This is a genomic window from Nocardioides sp. NBC_00850 (assembly GCF_045207335.1).
In the GTDB taxonomy this organism is placed as follows: domain Bacteria; phylum Actinomycetota; class Actinomycetes; order Propionibacteriales; family Nocardioidaceae; genus Nocardioides.
The window spans coordinates 734,305-756,095 of record NZ_CP108845.1 but is presented as its reverse complement, the minus strand read 5'-3'; the positions used below and the strand labels follow the sequence as shown (position 1 = coordinate 756,095).

Here is a 21,791-nt window from a genome sequence, read left to right as displayed (position 1 = left end):
TAAAGTACGAATTCGGGCGTGTGGTTATGCCGGTTCGGCGATTGGACGCATACTGGAGATGCCGGGCCGGTTCTGCGGGTCCCCGTGGGGGAGGACCAACAGCGCCGGCTCGGCGTTTGCTTGTGCACTCGGTGAAATAACTGTTCGCGTGGACGGGTCGTCGCTGTCTACCCTGGAGGCATGTACTCCGGTATCGCCTACATGCGCCTGCGCCCCGCCGCCTGACGGCGGCGCTGCGAGGCATACTCACGCCGCTGTCCGGCCCTACGGAAACAGCCGAACGATCCCGCCTGCTGCGCGCCGCGATGCGGCACGCCGGCGCCTTGCCGGCGCACTCGCCTCGCGACGCTCGCGACGGCGCGATCGTTCAGCTGCCTCCTAGCCGGGTAGCGGCTCTCGCTTTCCCGGCTCCCGTATGCGAGCTGGAAGTTCACTTTCGTGTCTGTACAGACCCACCACACCTCTGCCCACCTGCGTGCCGAGGACATCTCCGTCACCCGCGGCGGTCGCCCCGTCCTGCGCGACGTCTCCCTGACCGTCTCCGCCGCCAACCGGTCCCGATTGGCCATCGTCGGCGAGAACGGCCGGGGCAAGACCACGCTGCTCCACGTCCTCGCCGGGCTGCTTGATCCCGACTCCGGCCATGTGCAACGGCACGGCAGTCTCGGGATCGCGCAGCAGGCCCTGGACGTACGTCCTGGGGACACCGTCGGCACGCTCACCTCCGCCGCTCTGGCCGAGTCCCACCTCGCGCTGCGCGCACTCGACGACGCTGCCGCTGCGTTGTCGGACGACCCGACGGACTCCGGCGGGAGGTACGCCGCCGCGCTGGAGCGCGCGACCACGCTCGACGCCTGGGACGCCGGCCGCCGGGTCCAGATCGCTCTCGAGGCGCTCGGTGCGTGCACCGATCACGGACGAGAGCTGGCGACGCTGTCGGTCGGCCAGCGCTACCGGGTGCGGCTGGCCTGTCTGCTCGGAGCGCACCACGACCTCCTCGTGCTCGACGAGCCGACCAACCACCTGGACGCGTCGGGGCTGGCGTTCCTGACCGACCGCGTCCGGGCTCATGCCGGCGGTGTCGTGCTCGTCTCTCACGACCGCGCGCTTCTGCGCGAGGTCGGCGAGGAGTTCCTCGACCTGGACCCGAGCGAGGACGGCCGGCCGAGGACGTACGCCGGTGGTTACCAGGGCTGGCAGGAGGGCCGTCGCCGCGACCGGGAGCGCTGGGAGCAGGACTACGCGGCTCAGCAAGAGGAGCACCGGCGGCTGCAGGACTCGGTCTCGGCGGCGCGGGACCGGCTGAGCACCGGCTGGCGCCCACCGAAGGGCACCGGCAAGCATCAGCGACAGACCCGGGCGCCCGGCTTGGTCCGCTCCTTCAACCGTGACCTCGCGGCGCTCGAGGCGCACCGCATCTCCGTGCCGGAGCCGCCGATGTCGTTGCGGTTCCCAGTGCTCCCCTCGGATGTCGGAGGGACTTTGCTGCGGTGTGAAGGCGTACGCGTGCTCGGGCGGCTGTCCGGACCCGTCTCGTTCGCCCTCGACGGCAGCGAGCGGCTCGTCGTCACCGGTCCGAACGGGGCGGGCAAGTCGACGTTGCTGCAGGTTCTGGGCGGGGTACTTCCTCCGTCCGAGGGGTCGGTGTGGACATCGTCAGGGGTGCGGGTCGCGCTCGTCGGTCAGGAGGAGCCCGAGTGGGCGCCGGGTCTGACGGCGGCGGAGGTCTACTCCCAGCACTGTGGTCAGCTGGTCGCCGCCGGGGTGGTGCCGGAGCGGGCGATCCCGTCGCTCCGGTCGACCGGACTGGTGGACGCCGAGGCGAGGCGTACGCCTGCCGCGCGGCTGTCCCAAGGGCAGCAGCGACGGCTCGAGCTGGCGCTGCGGCTTGCCTCGCTACCGCAGTTGCTGATCCTGGACGAGCCCACCAACCATCTCTCGGCCGGGCTGGTCGACGAGCTGACGGCCGCGCTGCGGGCGACGCCCGCCGCGGTCGTGGTGGCCACGCACGACCGCCAGATGCTGGATGACCTGTCCGACTGGCCCCGGCTGCCGTTGGGCGACTCTGTCGGAGGTGCCTGATAGACCTGTGGTCATGACTGATCCGGCTGGTGACGTACGTTCTCGTGCTGAGGCGCATCTGCAGGCCCTCGTGGGCCGGGATGACGCCACGCTGCGTGAGGACCAGTGGTCGGCGATCTCGGCGCTCGCCGTCGAGCGTCGCCGGGCGCTGGTCGTGCAGAAGACGGGTTGGGGGAAGTCGGCGGTCTACTTCGTGGCGACGCTGCTGCTGCGTGAGGCCGGTCTCGGGCCGACCGTGATCGTCTCGCCGCTGCTCGCGCTGATGCGCAACCAGATCGCGGCGGCGCAGCGGGCCGGGATCCGGGCGGTGACGATCAACTCGACCAACCCCGAGGACTGGATCTCGATCGAGGAGGCCATCCACGCCGGCGAGGTGGATGTCCTGCTGGTCTCCCCCGAGCGGCTCAACAACCCGAAGTTCCGCGACGCGGTGCTGCCGCGGCTGGCTGCCGAGTGCGGCCTGCTGGTGGTCGACGAGGCCCACTGCATCTCCGACTGGGGGCACGACTTCCGGCCCGACTACCGCCGGATCCGTACGCTGCTGGCCGATCTTCCCGACGGGATCCCCGTGCTCGCGACGACCGCGACCGCCAACGAGCGGGTGACCTCGGACGTCGCCGAGCAGATGGGCGAGGGCGTACTGGTGCTGCGCGGCTCGCTGGACCGGGAGTCGCTGCGGCTCGGGGTGGTCAATCTGAAGACCCCCGAGCAGCGGCTGGCCTGGCTCTCCGACCATCTCTCCGAGCAGCCCGGGTCGGGCATCGTCTACTGCCTGACCGTGGCCGCGACCGAGGAGATCGCCGACTATCTGCGCTCGCGCGGTCATGACGTGGCCGCCTACTCGGGGCGTACGGAGGCGGCCGAGCGGGCCGATCTGGAGGAGTCGCTGGCCGCCGGGAAGGTCAAGGCGCTGGTGGCGACCTCGGCGCTCGGGATGGGCTTCGACGCAACCCTCGGGTTCGTGGTCAACATGGGCGCGCCCTCCTCGCCTGTCTCCTACTACCAGCAGGTCGGCCGTGCCGGCCGTGGCACCTCGGATGCCTCCGTCGTGCTGCTCCCGGGCATCGAGGACCGCGACATCTGGGCCTACTTCGCCTCGTTGGCGTTCCCTCGCGAGGAGCAGGTGCGCCAGACGCTCGGGGTCCTGTCGGAGGCCGGCCGAGCCCTGTCGACGCAGGCGTTGGAGACGTACGTCGACCTGTCGCGGTCGCGCCTGGAGCAGATGCTCAAGGTGCTCGACGTCGACGGCGCCGCCCGCCGGGTCGGCGGTGGCTGGGAGGCGACCGGTGTCCCGTGGGACTACGACGCGGAGCGGTACGCCCGGGTCGCCGAGGCTCGCCGCCGCGAGCAGGATGCGATGCTCGCCTACATCTCGACCGACCAGTGCCGGATGCGGTTCCTGCGCGAGCAGCTCGACGATCCCGGTGCCGTGGACTGTGGTCGGTGCGACAACTGCGGTGGCTTCGCGGTCACATCGTCGGTCTCCGAAGGTGCGGTCGAGGAGGCCTCGGCCCGGCTGTCGCGCCCCGGCGTGGTCGTGGAGCCGAAGAAGATGTGGCCCACCGGCCTCGACCGGCTCGGCATCTCGCTCAAGGGCAAGATCAAGGACGGGCCTCTCGAGGGCCGCGCGGTCGCGCGACTGACCGACCTCGGCTACGGCCAGGCGCTGCGCGACCTCTTCCGCGAACCCGCGCAGGACGGCCCGGTCCCGGTGCCGCTGGTGAAGGCGGTCGTCGAGGTCCTCGGCGACTGGCGTCCTCGGGTCGGCGGCATCGTCTACGTCGAGTCATCGACCCGCCCCACCCTGACCCGCGACTTCGCCGAAGGCCTCTCGCGCTATCTCCGCGTCCCCGTCCTCGGCTCGTGGGCCATCGTCGACCCCGACGTCGGCCCCGGCCAGGGCGCCTCCAACTCCGCCCAGCGCGTCGCCGCCATCGGCCGCCGCTTCTCGCTCCACGCCGATGTCCCGCCCGGTGCCGACGTACTCCTCATCGACGATCGCATCGCGACCGGCTGGACCGTCACCCTCGCCGCCCGAACCATCCTCGACGCCGGCGCTGGCTCGGTGAGTCCGCTGGTGCTGGCGACGACGACGTAGGGTCCCTCAGGTCGCCGGCCGGACGATGCCGTGGTCGTACGCGAAGACGATGGCGGCGGCGCGGTCGCGGAGGTCGAGCTTGGCGAAGATGCGGCCGATGTGGGACTTGACGGTGAGCTCGGAGATGACGAGCCGTTCGGCGATCTCGGAATTGGTCCAGCCGGAGGCGAGGCCGCGGAGGACCTCGAGCTCGCGGTCGGTGAGCTCGGAGACCTCGACGGCACTCGACGCCGGTGCGACGGCTGAGCGGTAGGTGGCCAGGACGCGGCCGGTGATGGCGGGGTCGAGCCAGGCGTCGCCGAGAGCGACGGAGCGTACGGCCATGACCAGCTCCTCGGCGGGAGAGTCCTTGAGGATGAAGCCGGCGGCGCCGGCACGAAGGGCGCCGGAGACGAGCTCGTCCTCGTCGAACGTGGTCAGGACCAGTACCGGCGGCGCCGACGGCAGCGCCCGCACCAGACCGGTGGCGGTGATCCCGTCGACCCGCCGCATTCGGAGATCCATGACCACGACATCGGCCGGGTTGGCCTCGAGAGCCGCGACCACCTCCGAGCCGTCCCCGCACTCGGCGACGATCTCCAGCCCGTCGCGCCGTCGCAGGATGCGGCGCAGGCCGCTGCGTACGAGCTCCTGGTCGTCGACCACGATCACCCGGATCGGCGAGGCTGTGTTGCTGGCGGCGGGGTTGACCGGCGTCATGCGAGGGCCTTGCGTACGAGACAGTGCGGTGGGATCACCAGGTCAACCTTCCACATCGACTCCTCGGCGCCCGCCGACAACCGGCCGCGGAGCTGCTCGGCGCGGGCCGCCATGCCGGCCAGCCCGGACCCCTCGCCGACCCCGCGCCGAGGGTCGACGAGCGGGTTCTCGACCGAGAGGCGTACGCCTTCGTCGACTGCCAAGGAGACCGAGACGGGTGCGCCCGGAGCGTGCCGGATGGCGTTGGCGAGGGACTCCTGAAGGATCCGGTAGACGCCCAGCCCCACACCTGCGTCGACCTCGGAGAGGTTGCCGGCGGTCGAGAACGTGATCGACTGCCCGGCGCTGCGGCCCTCCTCGACGAGCCGAATCACGTCGGGTGCCCCGGGGAGCGGTGTCATCCCCGCTCCGGAGGCTGACAGCCCGCCAATCGTACGCCGGATCTCCGCCATCGCCCGGCGCCCGACGGCTTCCGCATCGGCGAGAGCCGACACCGCCTCGTCCGGGTCGTCCCCCTCGGCGACGGAGCGCCGCGCCGCGGTCAGGTGCAGCAGGGTGATCGAGAGCGAGTGCCCCACCAGGTCGTGGATCTCGCGGGCGATCCGGGTGCGCTCAGCCTCCGTCGCACGCGCGTGCTCCTGCGACCGCGCCTGCCGTTCGGCCCGCAGCGCCCGCATCTGGGCGAGGATCAGCAGCCCGAGGATCCAGCCGACGAAGAGCAGCAGGAAGTGGACCCCGATGCCGCTGGGTGTGTCCGAGGCGAAGACCCCCATCACCACGGCGGAGGCGATCGCGTAGAGAGTCCCGGTCCGGAAGCCTTCCCGGACGACCATCTCGAGGGTGAGCGGGACCAGCACCGCCGGCGCGAAGTCGTGCTGTCCCCAGAATGCGGAGGCGGGCTGCGACATCAGCCAGGCCGACCCGGCCAGGGTCGGCACGAGGTCGACCGCCCACATGTGGTTCTTGAGCCACTCGCCGGTGTTCGGGATGAAGAAGATGCTCAGCGACGGGACGACGATGACCAGGCCGGCGAGGACCATGTCGCCGGCGGCCTCGCGCTGGAGCACCGCCACGGTGACCATCGCGACGAGCCCGAAGGCCGACAGCAGCGGCGCCCACCAGGGGATGTCGAGGTTCTTGCTGCGGCAGCGCTGTTCCAGGAAGTCACGCACATCGCGAGCCGAGTCCTGGACACTCATGCCGTTCAGTCTAGAAACGCGTGACTCGCATCGCATCCGACCACGGCAGGCGGCCGCTCTCCTACCACGGTAGGAACGCAGGTGCCTGCCAGCGGCCGATGCGCCGAGGTGTGGCCGATCCGTAGCGTCGAACCATCGCTACGACGACGGAGACGGTGAGGACGATGACGTGGAACCAGACCCATGAGCGCTACCGGCTGCTGAACGAGGCCGAGGCGGAGCTGCGATCCGGCTTCGCGCGCCGGCTGCCGTGGTCACCGGCCTATGCCGAGGCCTTCGGCACCCCGGAGCGTCTGGCTCAGGCACTCCGGCACCGGTGGCGCATCCGGTTCCAAGCGCAGCTCGACCCGACGCTGTCGCAGGAGGAGTACGAGGCCACCTTCGCCGACCTGCTGGCCAGCCTCGCGCCGCTGATGGGCCGGATCGGCACTCACGAGTTCCGCGAGGAGCTGGCCGATGCCTCGGCTTGAACAGGCACTGATCGAGAGGCCGAGGTCGTACGCCCGCTGGGCTCTCTCCCAGGGCATCAACCGAGCGGTGCTGAGCTTCGCGTCGAGGCGTGGCGACCCGCTCGCCGAGCTGATGTGGTCGCGGGACGTGCCGGACTACGGCCGTCTGCGAGCACGCGGGCCGATCCACATCAACCCGTTCATGGCCGGCACGGTGTCGTACGTCGCCGCCAACGAGATCCTGCGCAGCAGCGACTTCGGCGTCGGTGACGGGCAGGGCGAGCTGCCCGTGCCGCTTCGGTGGCTGCTCGGCAAGGTGAGCGCCCCCGACGCCCTGGGCCCGGTCGACCCGCCGTCGATGCTCGCCGTCGACCCACCGCTGCACACCCGCTACCGCAAGCACGTCTCGAAGGCGTTCACCGCCCGCAGGATCAGCTCGATGGCCGAGATGGTCACCGCGGTCGCCGGCGACCTGCTCGATGACATCGACCCGCGCGAGGGGCGCGTCGACATCATCGAGGAGTACGCCGCGAAGCTCCCGATCGCCGTCATCGCCGAGCTGTTGGGGGTGCCTGCCGCGGACCGTGCCGACATCCTGCGCTGGGGCGACCAGGCCGCCGCCATCCTCGATCCGGGGTTGTCGTGGCGCGACTACGCCCAGGTCGAGACCGCGATGAGGTCCCTGCACCACTGGTTCGAGGACCACGTACGCCGCCTCCGCTCCGACCCCGGCGACGACCTCCTCAGCGCCCTGGTGATCGCCGGCGACCTCGACGACATCGAGCTCCACGCCCTCGGTCTCCTGCTCCTGGCGGCCGGCTTCGAGACCACCGTCAACCTGCTCGGCAACGCGGTGGCCGCTTTGGATGCTCACCCGTCCCAGCGCTCTCTCCTCCTGGCGGACCCGTCGCTGATCGACGGCGTCATCGAGGAGACCCTGCGCTGGGACCCGCCCGTCATGGCCACCGTCCGCGAGGCCTACTCCGCGACGAGCGTGGCGGGCGTGGACGGCGCCAAGGGCACCGCCGTCGCCGTCGTCCTAGGCGGCGCCAACCGCGATCCGTCGGTGTTCGAGGACCCCGACACGTACGACATCACCCGGCCCAACGCCGACCAGCACCTCTCCTTCTCCGCCGGCGCCCACTTCTGCCTAGGCGCCAGCCTCGCCCGCCTCGAGACCCGCGTAGGCCTCCGCATGCTGTTCGAGCGCTTCCCCACCCTGCACGTCACAGCCGAACCCGTACGCCGCCCCACCCGCATCCTCCGCGGTTACGCATCCCTGCCCGTCGCCCTGTGAGCCGTGGTGTACTACTCCTACTGAGGCACCCGCCGGGGGTGCGTACGGAAGCCTCGGGAGGGCGGACCATGGGTGACAACGGTCAGGTAAGTGTTGACGCGGTCAGGTTGGACAACGCTCGGAAGGCCTTGAACGACGAGCGCGAACTCGTGATCTCGGAGCGAAAGGCGCTCATCGACCCGGTTGCCGGAATGTTCGGCGGGTCAGCACGTGGTGAGTGGCTCGCTGGTGTTGTTGTGAAGGGCCATCAGAACATCGACCGATCGCTCGGCGAGACCGCGGAAGGTCTGAAGTCGACCAGCGACGGCATTCACGAAGCGATGGTCGCGCTTGAGGGCGCGGACGTCGATGCGGCGGTCACTGCGCAGAAGTTCGCTTCGGCGGTTGCCCTGATGAGCAATCCACTCGTGATCTTCGACAAGGCTGGGCCGGGGAAGTACCTGGCAGTCTGACCGCCATTGTCAGATCTCAGAGCAGCTCGAAGGTCGGCAGAACCTTGGTGATCAGGGCGTCAGCGCCCTTCCGGTCGATGTCGCTCTTGTTGAAGTCCCAGTTGACCGTGATCTGCTGTTGGCCATCCTCGGTCACGGTGGCGTAGCTGTCGTTCCAGGTCCGATCCTTTTCGTACTGGAAGTGGTAGAAGAGCGCACCATTGATGGTGACGTCAGGGAGGCGCTTGAGATTCGCGGCGCCAGCGGTCGTCAGTCGATCCTTCTCATATCCTGCGATCGTCTCGACGTTGGACGCCATGTCGCCACCACCCCCAAGATTGCTGGCGAGAAGGTTGCCGAACCCTGGCGAGTAGCCGAGGTCGTCTTCAGGGGCGACCATCGAGACGGTCTCGGCCCCGCCAGGCTCGACGGTCCAATCCGGCGGAACGTGGAGTTGAGCCGGGTCGACCGACACCTCTTGCCAGTCGCTCGGAACGGAAGGTGACGTCGGTGACTCGCTGGCAGTGGCGCTACCGCTTGGGGCGCTCGGAGACTCCGTGCCGCTTCCGGCGGACGACGCGCAACTGGTTCCGGTGAGAGCAGTAGTCAGGATCAACGCGCTGACCGCGAGCGTCCGAGAGGTCGTCATGGGGAAGACTCTAGAGCAGCAAGCGAATGGGCGGGACTGGCGCCGCGTGCGCCCATATTGTCTACTTTGTAAAGGGGCCGCTCGGCGCCCCAACTGAGTCCTCGGGAGGGACGATGACGGTCAAGGGTCCATGGATGCAACGCCTCGGCGACTACGTGCGGGGGAGCGATCCGGGGGCGATCGAGGCGATGGTTAGAAGTTGGGAACGTGCCACCGACCGGTTTGATGCGGCGGGCAACGCCATGATCAGCAACGCTCCACGGGTTGAGGACGGGTTCTCGGACACGTCGTTGTCGGGCGCCGCCGCAAGACGTGACATGGAGACGTCGGGCAAGGAGACCAACAAGAAGCGCGACGTGCTCGAGGAGGCCACCGCGGCGCTGTGGATTGTTCGTGACCGGATGAAAGACGCTCAGGAAGCCCACAAGGCGCTAGAAGCGACGCTCCCGGCCGCTCACGATCCAGTGCCACCGGAGTCGTCCTTCAATACGAAACCTGGTGGTGGCACATCGGCCGCCGAGGCGACGGCCAACCAGCAGAAGTACGCCGACGCCAAGCAGGACTACGCCAAGGCGGAGGCAGCGATCGCCGACGCCGAGCGAGAAGCTGCGCAGAGGGTTCAGGCCGTCGATGTCTCCGTCGAGGAGGCCGAGCCAAAGGTACGCGCGTTGTACGACGACGGCAGCGACTCCAACGCGCTGCCCCCTGGCACCTCGTCACAGCCGGGCTCGGCGAGTCAGGTGGCGGCCGCACAGGCGAGCATGGCGAAGTACAACTCCGGCACCCTCTACCCCGACGGCTGGGGCCACGAGCTGATCGCTCAGGAGAAGGCCAACATCGAGGCGCACAAGGCCGAGAACAAGCCCGAGTGGAACGGCACTGAGTGGATCAACGCCGACGGCACCCCCGCTCCCGCGACCTCGTACGCGATGGTCGAAACCGCAGACGGCCTCGCACCGCTCGCGGGCGGAACGGGCGGGATGTCCGCCCTCGCGATTGCTGGCGGCGGCGCCCTGCTCGGCGCCGGCGTGGCCAAGGCGATCGCCAGCAAGCTCTCCGCTGGTGCGTCTGCGAAGGCAGCAAATACCGGTGCTGCGTCGAGGTCAGCCGCTGCCCGGTCCGCAGCCGCCAGGGCCGGTACTGCCGGTGCCCGCGCGGGCACCGGCGCAGGTGCTGGTGCAGGCGCTCGCGGCGCTGGTGCTCGTGGCACGGGAGCCGGCGCGCGTGGCGCCGGTGCTGGAGGGCGTGGCGCCGGCCGGGGCGGTGCTGGTGGCCGAGGCGGAGCCGGTGCAGCGGGTGGCCGCGGCGCCAAGAAGCGGGACCAGAACGGCAGCCAGAACCAAGAGTGGGAAGCCGACTACACGGACGACTGGACCGAGACCGCAAGCGACGTCCTGGACCCCAACGCATCCCGCGGCTGGGTCCCGAACGCTCCGCAGGTTGATGACACCGGAGACGACAAGAGCCGCCGCAGCTAGTACCAGAGTCCCGCTGACACAGTGCTCCGAGTACTACTTCGGGGATGCCATAGCCGGCCTGCGTCGACAGCGGCGACGCTCCTCGGCCTGCGCCTAATCTGACCCTGACAATGTCCAAATTTTACGTTTAGACTTTCGGGCGCGGGGTAAGACCTAGGTGTCAAGTGCGGCTAAATCTCGGGGGTTTCTATGCGCACCAATACCAGAACGACGTTCGTGGCGAGGTTGGTTGAGCCGACCGGTGGCTCGGTTGCCAGCTTTGAGGCTGCAGGTGAGGCATCTGGGAGCAAGCCGTGCTGATCGACAGCAATCCGGCAGAGACGATCAGAGTGGCACCGTCGGACATGCGGCGTGCCGCGGCCGCGTGGGACGACGCGAGCGACCAAGTCGAGAACGCAAACCCGGCCGACCGCGTCCCTGAGGTGGCGACAGCCTTGCCGGGCGGTGCGGCAACGCGTCAGGTGGCCAAACTGACGAATGAGCTTCACGTTCGGTTCAAGTCTTGGTGCGAAGGCGCGACCGAGCAGGGGGAGGCCTTGCGTAAGGCGACGAAAGAGTACGAGACCGCCGATCAACAAGCGGCAGATGAGGGCAGCAAGCAAGAGTCCGTTATCAGCCACGGGTTCCAGGATGGCTCCTCAGGGATCACGGTGGGCCGTGGCCCGGCAGTCTTCGACCCGCGTGATTCCCCCAGCGACCGCACCGCCTACCTCGATAAGCGTATGAACGGCGGCGATCTCTGATGGTCACCATTGCTGAGGTGCTGGCGTGGAAGCCGAGCGTCATCGACAGCCTGGCCGAGTACTTCTACGACAAACGTACGATCGTGGTGAGGCTTCAGGACGAGATCAACGATGCCAAGCCCCCTGAGTCCTGGGTTGCACCTGCTCGCGCCGAAGCGATGAAGACCTACGAGGATAAGCGGCTAAAGCTCAACGACATCGCTGCTCAGCTCTCCGATCTTGCGCTCGCCGCGAAGGAAGCCGGCAAAGAGATCAAGGGTGCGCAGGATGACCTGCACGCGGTCCTCGACGACGCGTCGGGCGAGGATTACAAGGTGAACCATCAGACTGGCGAGGTCGAGCCGCCCAAGCTCGAGCGGCCAGATCCGATGGGACCGTCTTACGATTTCGGGGACGAGCGCCGCTACGAGGAGGCGCTGGCGGACCAGGCGATCCGAGCGAAGGAACTCGCCGATCGAATCGAGAAGGCGCTCAAGCGTGCTGAGGTCGCCGACGTTGGCCTCGCCAAGTCGATGGCGGACGTGACCACAGGAATGATCCGCGGAGGCGATGGGACCATCAACGAAGCGGCGGCATCCCAACTGCCGCCGTCGCTCGACAGCATGAGTCCAGAGGAGATCGCCGCATTGCTCGGTGGCGAAATTGCCATCGACACGATCATGACGTATCTCGAAGGGAGCGTTCCGGTCTACAAATTCCTCACGGCCGACTTCGAGGGATCCGCGCAGTATCGGGTCATGCAGAACGGGGAAGTGAAGATGTCGCTCAAGATGGGCGCCGGGGTCGGCCTCGGAGTGGAGGGCGAGGTCGAGGCCAGTGCCGGTGTTGGAGGCTTCACGGACTTCGAGATCACTTTCAAATCCAAAGAGGAAGCTGAACGGTTTCTCGCCGGCCTCGACGACGCTGTGAAGGATGTTAGTTGGAGCGCCGGTCGACCGATGCCCACCGGGCTCGCCGAGTACATCAATGATCAGAATGTGACCAGTCGAAAGGTCGGCCTATACGCGAAGGGCGATATCGGGTTCGAGACACCATACGTCGGCAGCAGCACCAGTGCCCGTGCTGAAGGCTGGTACGACGAGGAGAAGCGTGAATACGGCATCAGAGTTGAGGGGTCGTTGGATGTAAAGGGTGGCATTCCGGAAGCAGGCGTGAAAGCGGGTGGAGCTTTCGATTTCTCAGGGGAAGTGAAGACCAACTCACGTGGCGCTCCTCAAGAGGTAAGTCTAACGGGTGCGCTGACGGGCGAGATCGCGAACCAGAAGTTGGGCCTCGATATCCCGGGCCTTGGATCGGGAGGAGGCGGGGACGTCGAACTCAAGATGAGTCGCGATAACGTCATGTGGGGCGAGATGGAGGAAGCGCTGAAGTCGGGCGACATGTCCCGTGCCGCGGATATCGCCATTGACCATGGGCAGGTGGTCGTTCGAGCGACAACCGTTACGCAGACAGACCAGGAGATTGGGCCAGTTGATGGCGGTGCGAAGCAAACAGCAACGCAACGCACGCTGGTTCGGCCGCCGAACACGACCGAGTTTGTTGACGTCGCATGAGAGATGCGACCGGTCGGAGTTGGCGGGAGTCCGGGGCTGTGACCACTGGTCACGCCGATGACGCTGCGTCGGTGTCGACAAGGGCCGTCGATCTCGGCGATGTCGCTCTAGTGGCGCCGCTCGGGCCGCCGACCTACACTCGGGGAACCTACGGTGAAATGTGGCAGTGGATCGGCAATGGGAACAGCCTGATCAGCCTCGTCGTCGCTGTCCGCCCGGACGCGTGGGAGTCGGTCGATGGGGTACGACACCGCCTTCTCGCAGAGACCCATCGAATAGGCGCGCCTCTGCGACATCCTGCCGATGGAGAACGACCTCGGCCAGAGTCGGTTGACGTGCCCGGGGCGGTCGCAGCATTCAAGATGCCTGTGGACGGGATCCGTGAAGGAGTCCAATTGCACAACGCTGTGCTGGCCGCATCGGGCAGCGCCGCGACGTACCTCGTCCATGTCGCCGTCACAGACACCGAGACTGGTCGTCGGCTAGCCTCATCGTTGTTGTCCAGCCTGCAGTTGCTCGGATAGGAGATGCGTGTGCTCAAATGGGTCCTGATCGGGGTCGGCTCCCTAGCCGCTGTGGTCGCTGTTTTCGTCGGAGTTGTGTGGTTTCTCTTCACCCGCGACGGAGACGATGCAAGCGCACTTACTGAGCAAGGCAGCGCCGAAGTGCTCGAGTTAACAGATGCGGGGAGCTCATACATCGTTGTCTACCGATACGACTTCGATGGGCAAACGTTCTATGGCAAGACCAGCATCTACCGCAAGAGTATGCAGCGCGGGGATACCTACGGAATTTGTGTCAACCCCAGCGATCCATCCAAGCACACGGAAATGAATCCTGGCTGCCCCCCAGAGAGTTCTAACGGGGTCTTCGAAGGTGTGAAGCAGCAGCCCAGCCTTTGATGCCGATTGCCGCTCATTCCGCAACGCACCTGGTCCGTGGAACCCGACGGCCCCCGGCAAAGTTACCGTTGGGCGACCACTTTGGTTGCTCGCTCGTACTTCTTGGCGCTGTAGTAAGCGGTCGAAGCCGGCAGCCAGAGCAGCACGACGATGACGATGGTCAACGTCTGATTCGCAAGGTTGTAAGCCACGGAGACTGCGACGAGGTTTTCCTGAGCTATCGATAGTGCGAAGTTGCCCACTGCGAAAACAAGGCCCATGGCTCCCATGGCGGTCGCCGCGATTCTTGCCCATCCGAAGCCGTTTCGGTTGGTGAACGCCATTGTGATCCACAACGCGATCTCGACCACCGCCCAGGCTGCGGCAATGCCAACGGACATCCAGATGCCGGCCTCTGAGAGGCTGTCCATGCGGACGTAGTTGTCCCCGTACTTCTCCTCAAGTCGCGCGTCGTTGCTCGCGACTATCGCGAGCATCTCGACATACACGACGAGGACGCTGAACCCGGCCAGTGCCGCGCCGATCCACATCCCGATGACGGCTAGTCTGAGGGTCTTCGGGCGCTCGATCGCGCTCGCTGGCGACCGAACGCTGGCTTGGTCAATGCTCTGTTGATCTGACATGACATCCCCTCGAGTGACTGCCGTGAACGCGGGCATCGTCTCACGTTCGTCGGGGACGGGAACGCGTCTGTCTCGACACGCTCGCAGCGCGGTGCGAACTCATTCAACTCGGGTAAGCGCCTGATGGGGTCGAACCGTTCGGCGGCGAAGACGCCACGCCTGAGATGGTGCTGTCATAGAGTCATGTAAACATGTCTGATTTGGTATGCGGCCGTTTGTGTCAACCGTGCTGCGTTGGCGTTCGGCACTCGTCATAGACGTACGCGGGGTCGTCCTGTCCTACGAGGTCGCGGTCGCGGAGGATGGTGAGCGGGGCGTGGGTGGGATCGGCGCAGACGTCGGCGAAGGAGAGGTCGGCTTCGGCTAGCGAGTCGGGGTACTCGATCTGGAGCACATGCGAGCCGTAGACGTCGGTGTAGGCGGCGCACTCGGAGTAGGCGCCGCACTCCTCGACGACGGCGAAGTCGAAGCCGAGGTCGTCGTGGGCAGGGCGGGCGGCTTCGGCGGCGTTCTTCTGGGCGATCGCCATCCCGAGGTCGTGGGCGGCGGTGACATATGCGGAGGCCAGGGCGAGGGCGCCGTCCTTCGAGATCGCATCGAAGCGGGTCCAGGTGTCGAGGTTGTCGATCTCGACGGCATCGAAGCCGTCGTCCGCGCAGCCCTCGATGACCGGCTCGATCACCTCGAGGATCGAGGCGCGAGCAGAGGCGGTGGAGGGGTCGAGGATGATCTCGTCGGGCCAGTCGGGGTCGCGTACGGGATCGCCGGAGGAGTTGCGCAGCAGCGCGGACGGGCGATCGGACCAGTCGGAGCCGGGCTGGGTCTGGAAGCCGTTGACGTAACAGACGTTGTAGGCGTCCTCGAGCGGGGTGGCGGTGGCGTCGCGTACGACCACATCGAGAGGCGTGCCGTCGGTCAGCTGATCGGCCGCAGCTCCGAGCTGGTAGTCGAAGGCGCCTTCGGTCGGTGGGAGTGCGACAGAAGGGGAGCCGCAACCCACCAGGGTGAACAGACCGACAAGTAGAACGAGGGCCGGGCTGCCAGTGGCAGCCCGGCCCTGCGTACGTGAGCGGATCAGTGGAGGACCGTCGGAGCGGCGGCTCCGTGCTCGGCCTTGCTCTTGGGCAGGAACCACGCCGGGATGAGCGTGACCAGCACCAGGATCGCGGCGATCACGAAGGTGGTCGAGAACGCCTCGGCCATCTCGACTGGGATGGCCTTGAAGACCTCGGGCAGCTTGGCCGGGTCGAGACCCAGCGAAGCGGCAGCCTCACCGACCTTCTGCTGGTTGGCCGGATCGGCCATGAACGACTCCAGACCACCGGTCGAGACCCCGAGCTTGTCGGCGAGGTCATCCGCCGTGGAGATCGACTCCTTGCTGGTCAGCGCGTTGGTGAGCAGCACCGAGAAGAGCGCGGTGCCGGCGGAGGCAGCGACCTGCTGGACGATGTTCACCAGAGTCGTACCTCGGGCGATGGTGTGCTCGCGCAGCGTCGCCTGGGCGGCGGCGAAGGTCGGCATCATCGTCGCGCCCATGCCGAGGCCCATGATGAACAGCGACAGGAGGAGGTACCAGTAGGGCGTGGCCTCGTCGAGCCGCGAGAACATGAACATGCCCACTGCGATCGTGGTGAGACCGCTGAGGACGACCTTGCCCGGGCCGGTGCGGTCCGCGAGCATGCCGGCGATCGGCATCGTGACCATCGCGCCCAGACCCTGCGGAGCCAGCAGAAGACCGGCGTGGAGGGCGTCCTCGCCGCGTACCTGCTGGTAGTAGAGCGGGAAGAGCAGCGAGGCACCGAAGAACGCCATCGCGAAGATCGACAGGGTGATCACCGCGACGGTGAGCTCCTTGTTGCCGAAGAGACGGATGTCGATCAGCGGGTGGTCGTTGCGGGACGACAGTGCCCACGGGATGAACGCGGCGATCAGCACCAGGCCCGCGACCATGAACGAGAGCACCTTGGTGTCCAGCAGCGTGCCGGCCTCGGGGATCGAGGAGACGCCGTAGAGGAACAGCGCCAGACCCGGGGACAGCAGCACCATGCCGAGGAAGTCGAAGGACTGCGACGGCTCGACGTGGTCCTTGGGCAGCGCCCGCCAGGCGTACACGAGGGCGACGACGCCGATCGGGATGTTGATCAGGAAGATCCAGTGCCACGACGCCGAGTCGATCAGCGCGCCACCGATGATGGGGCCGAGGATCGGGCCGAGGAGCATGGGTACGCCCAGGATCGCCATCACGCGACCGACCCGCTCGGGGCCAGCGGCGCGGGTCAGGATCGTCATGCCGAGCGGCATCAGCATGCCGCCGCCGAGGCCCTGCAGGACGCGGAAGCCGACCAGCATCGGCAGCGTGGTGGCCAGCGCGCACAGCGCCGAGCCGAGCGCGAAGAGCACGATCGCGGTCATGTAGAGGCGTTTGGTGCCGAACCGGTCGGCGGCCCAACCGGTCAGCGGGATCACCGTCGCCAGGGCGAGGGTGTAGCCGGTCATCGTCCAGGCGACCTCGGCAGAGGTGGCGTCGAACTCGCGCTGGAAGGTCTCCAGCGCGACGGAGACAACGGTGATGTCGAGGATCGACATGATCGATCCGAGTACGACGACGCCCGCGACGATGAGCACGCTCTTGTCGAGGTGATCGTCCGGTGCCTTCTTGGCAGAAATGTCTGTCACGGGTTGACAGCCTACGTGTGGGTTGATAGGTCCCCTAGCCATTATTTACTTTTGACTAGTGACCTGGCTCACCCGCTGTCCTTCTGCGGCGAGCCGTGGCGAGCATGACGGTCTTGATCGCTCGGTAGATCGGGCGGATCAGCCAACCGGGCACCGTGCCGTGGCGCTCCTCCTCCCAGACCCGCGCCCGCGGGTGGGACTGCAGCAACCGGTCGACCAGCGCCGGTGAACCCGCCTGCGGCGCGCCGGTGAGCACGTCGATGCGGCACACGTGCTTGATGTTGGCGTACCCGTACTGCGCTGGGTTGACCAGTCGCAGCGGGGCGCCGTGATCGCCGTCGAGCGGCCGGCCGCCGAGTCGATCGGCGAGGAGTACGTCGTCGGCCAGGAGATCGTCCAGCTCGGCCACGAAGTGTTCGCCGTCGAGGCCGCGCACGCGTACGTGGGTGGCGATCGTGCCTGGTGCGAGGGCGGGTGCGACGTAGCGCCGATAGACCTCGGCGAAGGCGACGCCCTCCCACTGAAGGCCGGTCACCGACCATCCGGCGACGCAGTGGAAGTCGGCGTGGAGGTCGCGACGATCCTTGCCGACGAGCTCTTCCACGGCAATCTCGATCGGCGTCGTGAGCGCTCCGCCGAACACCACCGTCGGATGTTCGGGCGCCGTCGGTGGGGCTTGGTCGACACGTCGGCCGAAGCGCGGGAAGAAGTCGATGCGCCGCTGTCCAGGTGGGAGGGCGGCCCGTGGGTGAGTGGTCTCGGTCATGTCAGCCACCGTGGCAGGGCCCCGGCATGTCGCGCCTCAACCTTGGGGGGCGACCACCTCATCCTCGAGGATGAGAAACCGTCGGCGGTGGCGGCTACGGTCGTGTCCATGTCCTTCGTACCCGTCACCGGTCGCGCGGTCTTCCGCCCGGCGCAACCGCCGCGGGATTCGGCCATCGAGTTCGTGGACTCCCGGCGGTCGGTGTCGTTGCCGATGCGGGCCGCGCTGCCGGTCCTGAAGAAGGCGTACGCAGCCACCGATCTGCATCCTTCGGTCGCTCTGGTCGCGTCGGCAGCCCATCTCGGGCTCCGGTTCGTGGCCGCAGGACAGCTGGAGCCCGACGGTGGCTCCTGGGCTGTGCGCTACACCCCGGAGGACGAGGAGCGGGTGCGGCTGCTGGCCTCCTCGCGCGCCTATGAGGATCTGGACGACGAGGCGGCCGAGCTGCTGGTGCGAGAGATCGTGGCCGCGGTCGCGGACGCGGTGCCGACCTCGGCGCCGAAGGCCTCCGGGTCGAGTGCGTTCCGGGAGTCGCTGCAGACCCGGTTGTCGCGCTATCGGACCGATGAGGGGCCGGTGACGGCCTCGTTGCCTTCGTTGGTGCGGCTCTCGTTCCGGGTCGAGGCGCCGGAGGAGGACCTGCTCATCGGGTCGCTGACGTTGGTGCCGCAGGTGCACGACGAGGCCGACCCGCTGCACGTGGCCGACGCCGCTCGGCTGTGGGACGAGGCCGACGACCACGGGTTCGGTCCCCGGGCGCGTACGCATGCGCAGGTCGCTCTCCGCGGTGCCGCGGAGGCGTGGCCCGTGCTCGACCGGCTGCTCGACCTGCCGGTGCCCTCGTCCCTGACCCTGGCCAGCGATGAGGTCGTCGACCTGCTCGAGGACGGGGTCGAGTGGCTCAAGGAGCGCGGTGTCGACGTGCTCTGGCCGCGTTCGCTGTCGCGGGACCTGACGACGTCGGTGGCGGTGGACCGGGTGGCGTCCTCGTCGACCGACGCGCGCGAGGATCTGATGCGCAAGTCGCCGCTCGGGGAGAAGGGCCTCTTCGCCTTCCAGTGGCAGCTGGCGCTCGGCGGCGAGCCGCTCGATGCCGCCGAGATGGACTCCCTGGCCGCGGCCGCGGGTCCGGTGCTGCGCCTGAGAGGGGCATGGGCGGTCGTCCATCCTTCGGTTCTCCGACGTGCGCGCAAGCGGCTGCTCAAGCGGATCAGCGGCGGGGAGGCGCTGGCCGTCGCCCTGACCGGTCAGGTGCCGAAGGAGGTCGCCGAGGCGGCACCGGGCGAGCAGGTGATCATCGGGGCCTCGATCGCGCGCCTCCGTGACGAGGTGATCGCGGCGACCTCGGGGCCCGCTGTCGAGGTGCCCACCGGGCTGCAGGCCACCATGCGTGGCTACCAGGTCGAGGGGCTCACCTGGTTGGCCGGGATCACCTCGCTCGGGCTCGGAGGCTGTCTGGCCGACGACATGGGGCTCGGGAAGACCCTGATGACGATCGCCCTCCACCTCCATCGCCAGAAGGAGCATTCGGGGCCGACCCTGGTGGTCTGCCCGGCGAGCCTGCTGGGCAACTGGGAGGCCGAGCTCGCCCGGTTCGCTCCCGAGGTGGAGGTGCGCCGCCACCATGGCGCCGAGCGCGACGTCGAGGGCGCGAGCGGGGTGGTGCTGACGACGTACGGGACGATGCGGCGCGACACCGAGCTGCTCTCGGCGGTGCCGTGGGGGCTCGTCGTCGCCGATGAGGCGCAGCACGTGAAGAACGCTGCCTCCGCGACCGCGAAGGCGCTCCGCGAGATCCCTTCCCACGCCCGGGTGGCGCTGACCGGAACCCCGGTGGAGAACAACCTGACCGAGCTGTGGGCGCTGCTCGACTGGTGCGTGCCGGGTCTGCTGGGGAGCCGGCTGGCCTTCCGCCGCGCCTGGGCGAGCCAGATCGAGGCCGGTGCCGACGTCGGGAAGGCGAAGGAGTTCGCCTCGCTGGTCGGCCCGTTCATGCTGCGCCGCCGCAAGTCGGACCCAGGGGTGGCTCCCGAGCTCCCACCCAAGACCGAGACCGACCACCTGCTGTCGCTGACGCGGGAGCAGACGGTGCTCTACGAGGCCTATGTACGCGACGCGATGGCGCGGATCGAGCGGCTCGACGCCGATGACCCGCAACGGCGCGGGCTGGTGCTCAGCCTGCTCACCGGGCTCAAGCAGATCTGCAACCACCCGGCGCAGTTCCTCAAGCAGGAGGGCGGGCGGATCGCGGGGCGGTCGCAGAAGATCGACCTCCTCGATGAGCTGGTCTCGACCGTGCTCGCCGAGTCGGGGGCCGTCCTGATCTTCACGCAGTACGTCGCGATGGCCCGTCTCCTCGAGGCCCACTGGGCCTCCGCAGGTGTCGCCCACCAGTTCCTGCACGGCGGCACCCCGGTCGCGGAGCGTTCGCGGATGGTCTCGCGCTTCCAGGACGGCGAGGTGCCGGTCTTCCTGCTCTCGCTCAAGGCCGGCGGGGTCGGGCTCAACCTCACTCGCGCCGACCACGTGATCCACGTCGACCGCTGGTGGAACCCGGCGGTCGAGGACCAGGCCACCGACCGGGCTCACCGCATCGGCCAGACGCGTACGGTCCAGGTGCACCGGCTCATCACCCAAGGCACCGTCGAGGAGCGCGTCGCGGAGCTGCTGCAGCGTAAGCGGGTCCTCGCCGACGCGGTCCTCGGAGGCGGCGAGGCCGCCTTCACCGAGCTGTCCAACGCCGAGCTCCGTGAGCTGGTCAAGCTCGGTCCCCAGAAGCGCCGAAAACGTCGCCGGATCGCTTCATGAGCAAAGCGTTGACCTTTGCCCGCGAGCCGCACCGGCGCGGGATGGTGAGGGTCGAGTCGTGGTGGGGGCGAGCGTTCCTGCGGGCGATCGAGGAGCTGGCGTACGACGACCACCAGCTCTCCGGCGCTCGGTCGCTCGCCCGCTCGGGGCGGATCGGCGGCTTGGTCGTCGAGGCCGGGCGGTTTGCGGCGGCGGTCGATGACGAGCTCGGGTTGTGGACGGTGACCGGCACGGTGCCGGTGCTGGGTGCAGAGTCCGTCGCCGCGCTCTTGGAGGTCCTCGGCGCCGCGTCCGCGCGGGCCGAGGCGCTGCTGGCCGGCGAACTGCCGCTGGACGTGGCCGAGCATGCCGAGGAGGCCGGGGTCGAGCTGGTTCCGTACGGCGAGGAGCTCGCGGTCACCTGCACGTGCGGGCACTGGCATGCGGTGTGCGGCCACTCGCTCGCGGTGCTGCATCAGCTCTGCTGGATCGTCGATCGCGACGCGTCCACGCTGCTTCATCTGCGCGGGGCGGAGCGTGACGAGCTGCTGGCGAGCCTGCGAAGGGGGCTGGGTCCGGATCGGCCGGCGGGGCCGGCGGCGGTCGACGTCGCTGCGCCTGGCGAGTCGACCCGCGACCAGGTCGACGACGTCGAGATCGCGCTCGACGCGGTGCTCCGAGCACGCCACCTGCTCGAGGAGTGAGATGCCTCCGGAGCTCACGCGATAACCTCGTGCAATGACCTCGGCCACGACGAAGACCAGGCGCGAGCAGATCCTGGACACCGCGGCCGAGCTCTTCGCGGCCCGCGGCTTCCACGGAGTCTCCGTCTCCGAGCTCGGCGCTGCCTGCGGCATCTCCGGCCCGGCGCTCTACAAGCACTTCCCGAGCAAGGACGCGATGCTCGCCGAGATGCTCGTCTCGATCTCCCAGGAGCTGCTCCGCGAAGGACGCGTCCGCGTGAAGGGCGCTTCGAGCACCGCTGAGGCCATCGAGGCGCTGATCGACTGGCACGTCGACTTCGCGCTGCGCGACCGGGCCCTGATCGTCGTCCAGGAGCGCGACTGGGAGTCGCTCCCGCACGAGGCGCGCGAGCAGGTGCGCACCCTGCAGCGGAAGTACGTCGACCTCTGGGCCGACCAGCTTCGCGACCGCAACCCGGGCCTGGCTCTCGACAGCGCCCGCGCCATGGCCCATGCCGTCTTCGGCCTCATCAACTCCACCCCTCACAACCGGGTCCTCCCCGAGGAAGCGACCCGCGCGGTGCTCACCAAGATGGCCCGCGGAGCCCTCGCCGAGTAGCCGCCGGGGCGCCCCTGGCGCGGGTGACTTCGGTGTGGGGCTTGTCACCCGAGGTTA

Annotated in this window: 19 protein-coding genes; 12 read left to right on the top strand and 7 right to left on the bottom strand. The window is 68.2% G+C overall.

Annotated features, from left to right (window positions below):
* The first annotated feature begins 438 nt into the window (after nucleotides 1-438).
* A complete protein-coding gene (locus tag OH802_RS03645) occupies nucleotides 439-2,082 on the top strand; it encodes an ABC-F family ATP-binding cassette domain-containing protein (RefSeq protein WP_406025200.1) in 1,644 nt (547 codons plus the stop codon).
* A 13-nt stretch (nucleotides 2,083-2,095) separates the two neighbouring features.
* Nucleotides 2,096-4,180 carry a DEAD/DEAH box helicase gene (locus OH802_RS03640; protein ID WP_406025198.1) on the top strand — a complete coding sequence of 695 codons (2,085 nt, stop codon included), beginning with the start codon at nucleotides 2,096-2,098 and terminating at the stop codon, nucleotides 4,178-4,180.
* Between the two features lie 6 nt (nucleotides 4,181-4,186).
* On the opposite strand, the gene OH802_RS03635 is transcribed toward OH802_RS03640, so the two are convergent.
* Together OH802_RS03635 and OH802_RS03630 are read right to left on the bottom strand one after the other, a co-directional pair.
* Nucleotides 4,187-4,879 (bottom strand): response regulator, encoded by a 693-nt coding sequence (locus OH802_RS03635; protein ID WP_406025196.1) that lies wholly within the window; start codon nucleotides 4,877-4,879, stop codon nucleotides 4,187-4,189.
* Nucleotides 4,876-6,078: a sensor histidine kinase gene (locus tag OH802_RS03630; protein ID WP_406025194.1), complete on the bottom strand. Its 1,203-nt coding sequence runs from the start codon at nucleotides 6,076-6,078 to the stop codon at nucleotides 4,876-4,878. Before OH802_RS03630 ends, OH802_RS03635 begins: the two co-directional genes overlap by 4 nt.
* Before the next feature lie 164 nt (nucleotides 6,079-6,242).
* Here OH802_RS03630 and OH802_RS03625 point away from each other — a divergent pair, with 164 nt between their 5' ends.
* The 3 genes from OH802_RS03625 to OH802_RS03615 all read left to right on the top strand — a co-directional run bounded on the left by OH802_RS03625 (nucleotide 6,243) and on the right by OH802_RS03615 (nucleotide 8,276).
* On the top strand, nucleotides 6,243-6,548 hold the full coding sequence (locus tag OH802_RS03625; RefSeq protein WP_406025192.1) for a hypothetical protein: 306 nt from the start codon (nucleotides 6,243-6,245) through the stop codon (nucleotides 6,546-6,548).
* Nucleotides 6,535-7,824, top strand: coding sequence for a cytochrome P450 (locus OH802_RS03620; RefSeq protein WP_406025190.1), 1,290 nt, complete (start codon nucleotides 6,535-6,537; stop codon nucleotides 7,822-7,824). Before OH802_RS03625 ends, OH802_RS03620 begins: the two co-directional genes overlap by 14 nt.
* Nucleotides 7,825-7,892: 68 nt before the next feature.
* Nucleotides 7,893-8,276 carry a hypothetical protein gene (locus OH802_RS03615; RefSeq protein ID WP_406025188.1) on the top strand — a complete coding sequence of 128 codons (384 nt, stop codon included), beginning with the start codon at nucleotides 7,893-7,895 and terminating at the stop codon, nucleotides 8,274-8,276.
* A gap of 16 nt (nucleotides 8,277-8,292) precedes the next feature.
* On the opposite strand, the gene OH802_RS03610 is transcribed toward OH802_RS03615, so the two are convergent.
* Nucleotides 8,293-8,904, bottom strand: a complete 612-nt coding sequence (locus tag OH802_RS03610) for a hypothetical protein (protein ID WP_406025186.1) — start codon at nucleotides 8,902-8,904, stop codon at nucleotides 8,293-8,295.
* Nucleotides 8,905-9,221: 317 nt separating this feature from the next.
* Between OH802_RS03610 and OH802_RS03605 the strand changes: the two genes are divergently transcribed.
* From OH802_RS03605 to OH802_RS03590, 4 genes are all read left to right on the top strand, one after another.
* Complete coding sequence (locus OH802_RS03605; RefSeq protein ID WP_406025184.1) at nucleotides 9,222-10,382, top strand: hypothetical protein; 1,161 nt, start codon at nucleotides 9,222-9,224, stop codon at nucleotides 10,380-10,382.
* Nucleotides 10,383-10,675: 293 nt separating this feature from the next.
* Nucleotides 10,676-11,125: a hypothetical protein gene (locus OH802_RS03600; protein ID WP_406025182.1), complete on the top strand. Its 450-nt coding sequence runs from the start codon at nucleotides 10,676-10,678 to the stop codon at nucleotides 11,123-11,125.
* Nucleotides 11,125-12,678: a hypothetical protein gene (locus tag OH802_RS03595; protein WP_406025180.1), complete on the top strand. Its 1,554-nt coding sequence runs from the start codon at nucleotides 11,125-11,127 to the stop codon at nucleotides 12,676-12,678. The genes OH802_RS03600 and OH802_RS03595 overlap by 1 nt, the downstream gene beginning before the upstream one ends.
* 533 nt (nucleotides 12,679-13,211) lie before the next feature.
* Nucleotides 13,212-13,580, top strand: a complete 369-nt coding sequence (locus OH802_RS03590; protein WP_406025178.1) for a hypothetical protein — start codon at nucleotides 13,212-13,214, stop codon at nucleotides 13,578-13,580.
* A 62-nt stretch (nucleotides 13,581-13,642) separates the two neighbouring features.
* Here OH802_RS03590 and OH802_RS03585 read toward each other — a convergent pair whose 3' ends face one another.
* From OH802_RS03585 to OH802_RS03570, 4 genes are all read right to left on the bottom strand, one after another.
* Nucleotides 13,643-14,203: a hypothetical protein gene (locus OH802_RS03585; RefSeq protein ID WP_406025176.1), complete on the bottom strand. Its 561-nt coding sequence runs from the start codon at nucleotides 14,201-14,203 to the stop codon at nucleotides 13,643-13,645.
* A gap of 220 nt (nucleotides 14,204-14,423) precedes the next feature.
* Complete coding sequence (locus OH802_RS03580; protein ID WP_406025174.1) at nucleotides 14,424-15,203, bottom strand: endo alpha-1,4 polygalactosaminidase; 780 nt, start codon at nucleotides 15,201-15,203, stop codon at nucleotides 14,424-14,426.
* Nucleotides 15,204-15,277: 74 nt separating this feature from the next.
* Nucleotides 15,278-16,879, bottom strand: coding sequence for a DHA2 family efflux MFS transporter permease subunit (locus OH802_RS03575; RefSeq protein WP_378679376.1), 1,602 nt, complete (start codon nucleotides 16,877-16,879; stop codon nucleotides 15,278-15,280).
* A 55-nt stretch (nucleotides 16,880-16,934) separates the two neighbouring features.
* On the bottom strand, nucleotides 16,935-17,645 hold the full coding sequence (locus OH802_RS03570) for a molybdopterin-dependent oxidoreductase (RefSeq protein ID WP_406025172.1): 711 nt from the start codon (nucleotides 17,643-17,645) through the stop codon (nucleotides 16,935-16,937).
* 108 nt (nucleotides 17,646-17,753) lie between these two features.
* Between OH802_RS03570 and OH802_RS03565 the strand changes: the two genes are divergently transcribed.
* The 3 genes from OH802_RS03565 to OH802_RS03555 are packed head-to-tail and all read left to right on the top strand — an operon-like array spanning nucleotide 17,754 to nucleotide 21,734.
* Complete coding sequence (locus OH802_RS03565; protein ID WP_406025170.1) at nucleotides 17,754-20,453, top strand: DEAD/DEAH box helicase; 2,700 nt, start codon at nucleotides 17,754-17,756, stop codon at nucleotides 20,451-20,453.
* Nucleotides 20,450-21,136 (top strand): hypothetical protein, encoded by a 687-nt coding sequence (locus tag OH802_RS03560; RefSeq protein ID WP_406025168.1) that lies wholly within the window; start codon nucleotides 20,450-20,452, stop codon nucleotides 21,134-21,136. The genes OH802_RS03565 and OH802_RS03560 overlap by 4 nt, the downstream gene beginning before the upstream one ends.
* Nucleotides 21,137-21,170: 34 nt before the next feature.
* Nucleotides 21,171-21,734, top strand: coding sequence for a TetR/AcrR family transcriptional regulator (locus tag OH802_RS03555; RefSeq protein WP_406025166.1), 564 nt, complete (start codon nucleotides 21,171-21,173; stop codon nucleotides 21,732-21,734).
* Nucleotides 21,735-21,791: the final 57 nt, after the last annotated feature.

Coding starts and splice junctions, on each gene's coding strand:
- OH802_RS03640 (WP_406025198.1), top strand. CDS start 2,096: ATGACTGATCCGGCTGGTGACGTACGTTCTCGTGCTGAGGCGCATCTG.
- OH802_RS03635 (WP_406025196.1), bottom strand. CDS start 4,879: ATGACGCCGGTCAACCCCGCCGCCAGCAACACAGCCTCGCCGATCCGG.
- OH802_RS03630 (WP_406025194.1), bottom strand. CDS start 6,078: ATGAGTGTCCAGGACTCGGCTCGCGATGTGCGTGACTTCCTGGAACAG.
- OH802_RS03625 (WP_406025192.1), top strand. CDS start 6,243: ATGACGTGGAACCAGACCCATGAGCGCTACCGGCTGCTGAACGAGGCC.
- OH802_RS03620 (WP_406025190.1), top strand. CDS start 6,535: ATGCCTCGGCTTGAACAGGCACTGATCGAGAGGCCGAGGTCGTACGCC.
- OH802_RS03615 (WP_406025188.1), top strand. CDS start 7,893: ATGGGTGACAACGGTCAGGTAAGTGTTGACGCGGTCAGGTTGGACAAC.
- OH802_RS03610 (WP_406025186.1), bottom strand. CDS start 8,904: ATGACGACCTCTCGGACGCTCGCGGTCAGCGCGTTGATCCTGACTACT.
- OH802_RS03605 (WP_406025184.1), top strand. CDS start 9,222: ATGGAGACGTCGGGCAAGGAGACCAACAAGAAGCGCGACGTGCTCGAG.
- OH802_RS03595 (WP_406025180.1), top strand. CDS start 11,125: ATGGTCACCATTGCTGAGGTGCTGGCGTGGAAGCCGAGCGTCATCGAC.
- OH802_RS03585 (WP_406025176.1), bottom strand. CDS start 14,203: ATGTCAGATCAACAGAGCATTGACCAAGCCAGCGTTCGGTCGCCAGCG.
- OH802_RS03570 (WP_406025172.1), bottom strand. CDS start 17,645: ATGACCGAGACCACTCACCCACGGGCCGCCCTCCCACCTGGACAGCGG.
- OH802_RS03565 (WP_406025170.1), top strand. CDS start 17,754: ATGTCCTTCGTACCCGTCACCGGTCGCGCGGTCTTCCGCCCGGCGCAA.
- OH802_RS03560 (WP_406025168.1), top strand. CDS start 20,450: ATGAGCAAAGCGTTGACCTTTGCCCGCGAGCCGCACCGGCGCGGGATG.
- OH802_RS03555 (WP_406025166.1), top strand. CDS start 21,171: ATGACCTCGGCCACGACGAAGACCAGGCGCGAGCAGATCCTGGACACC.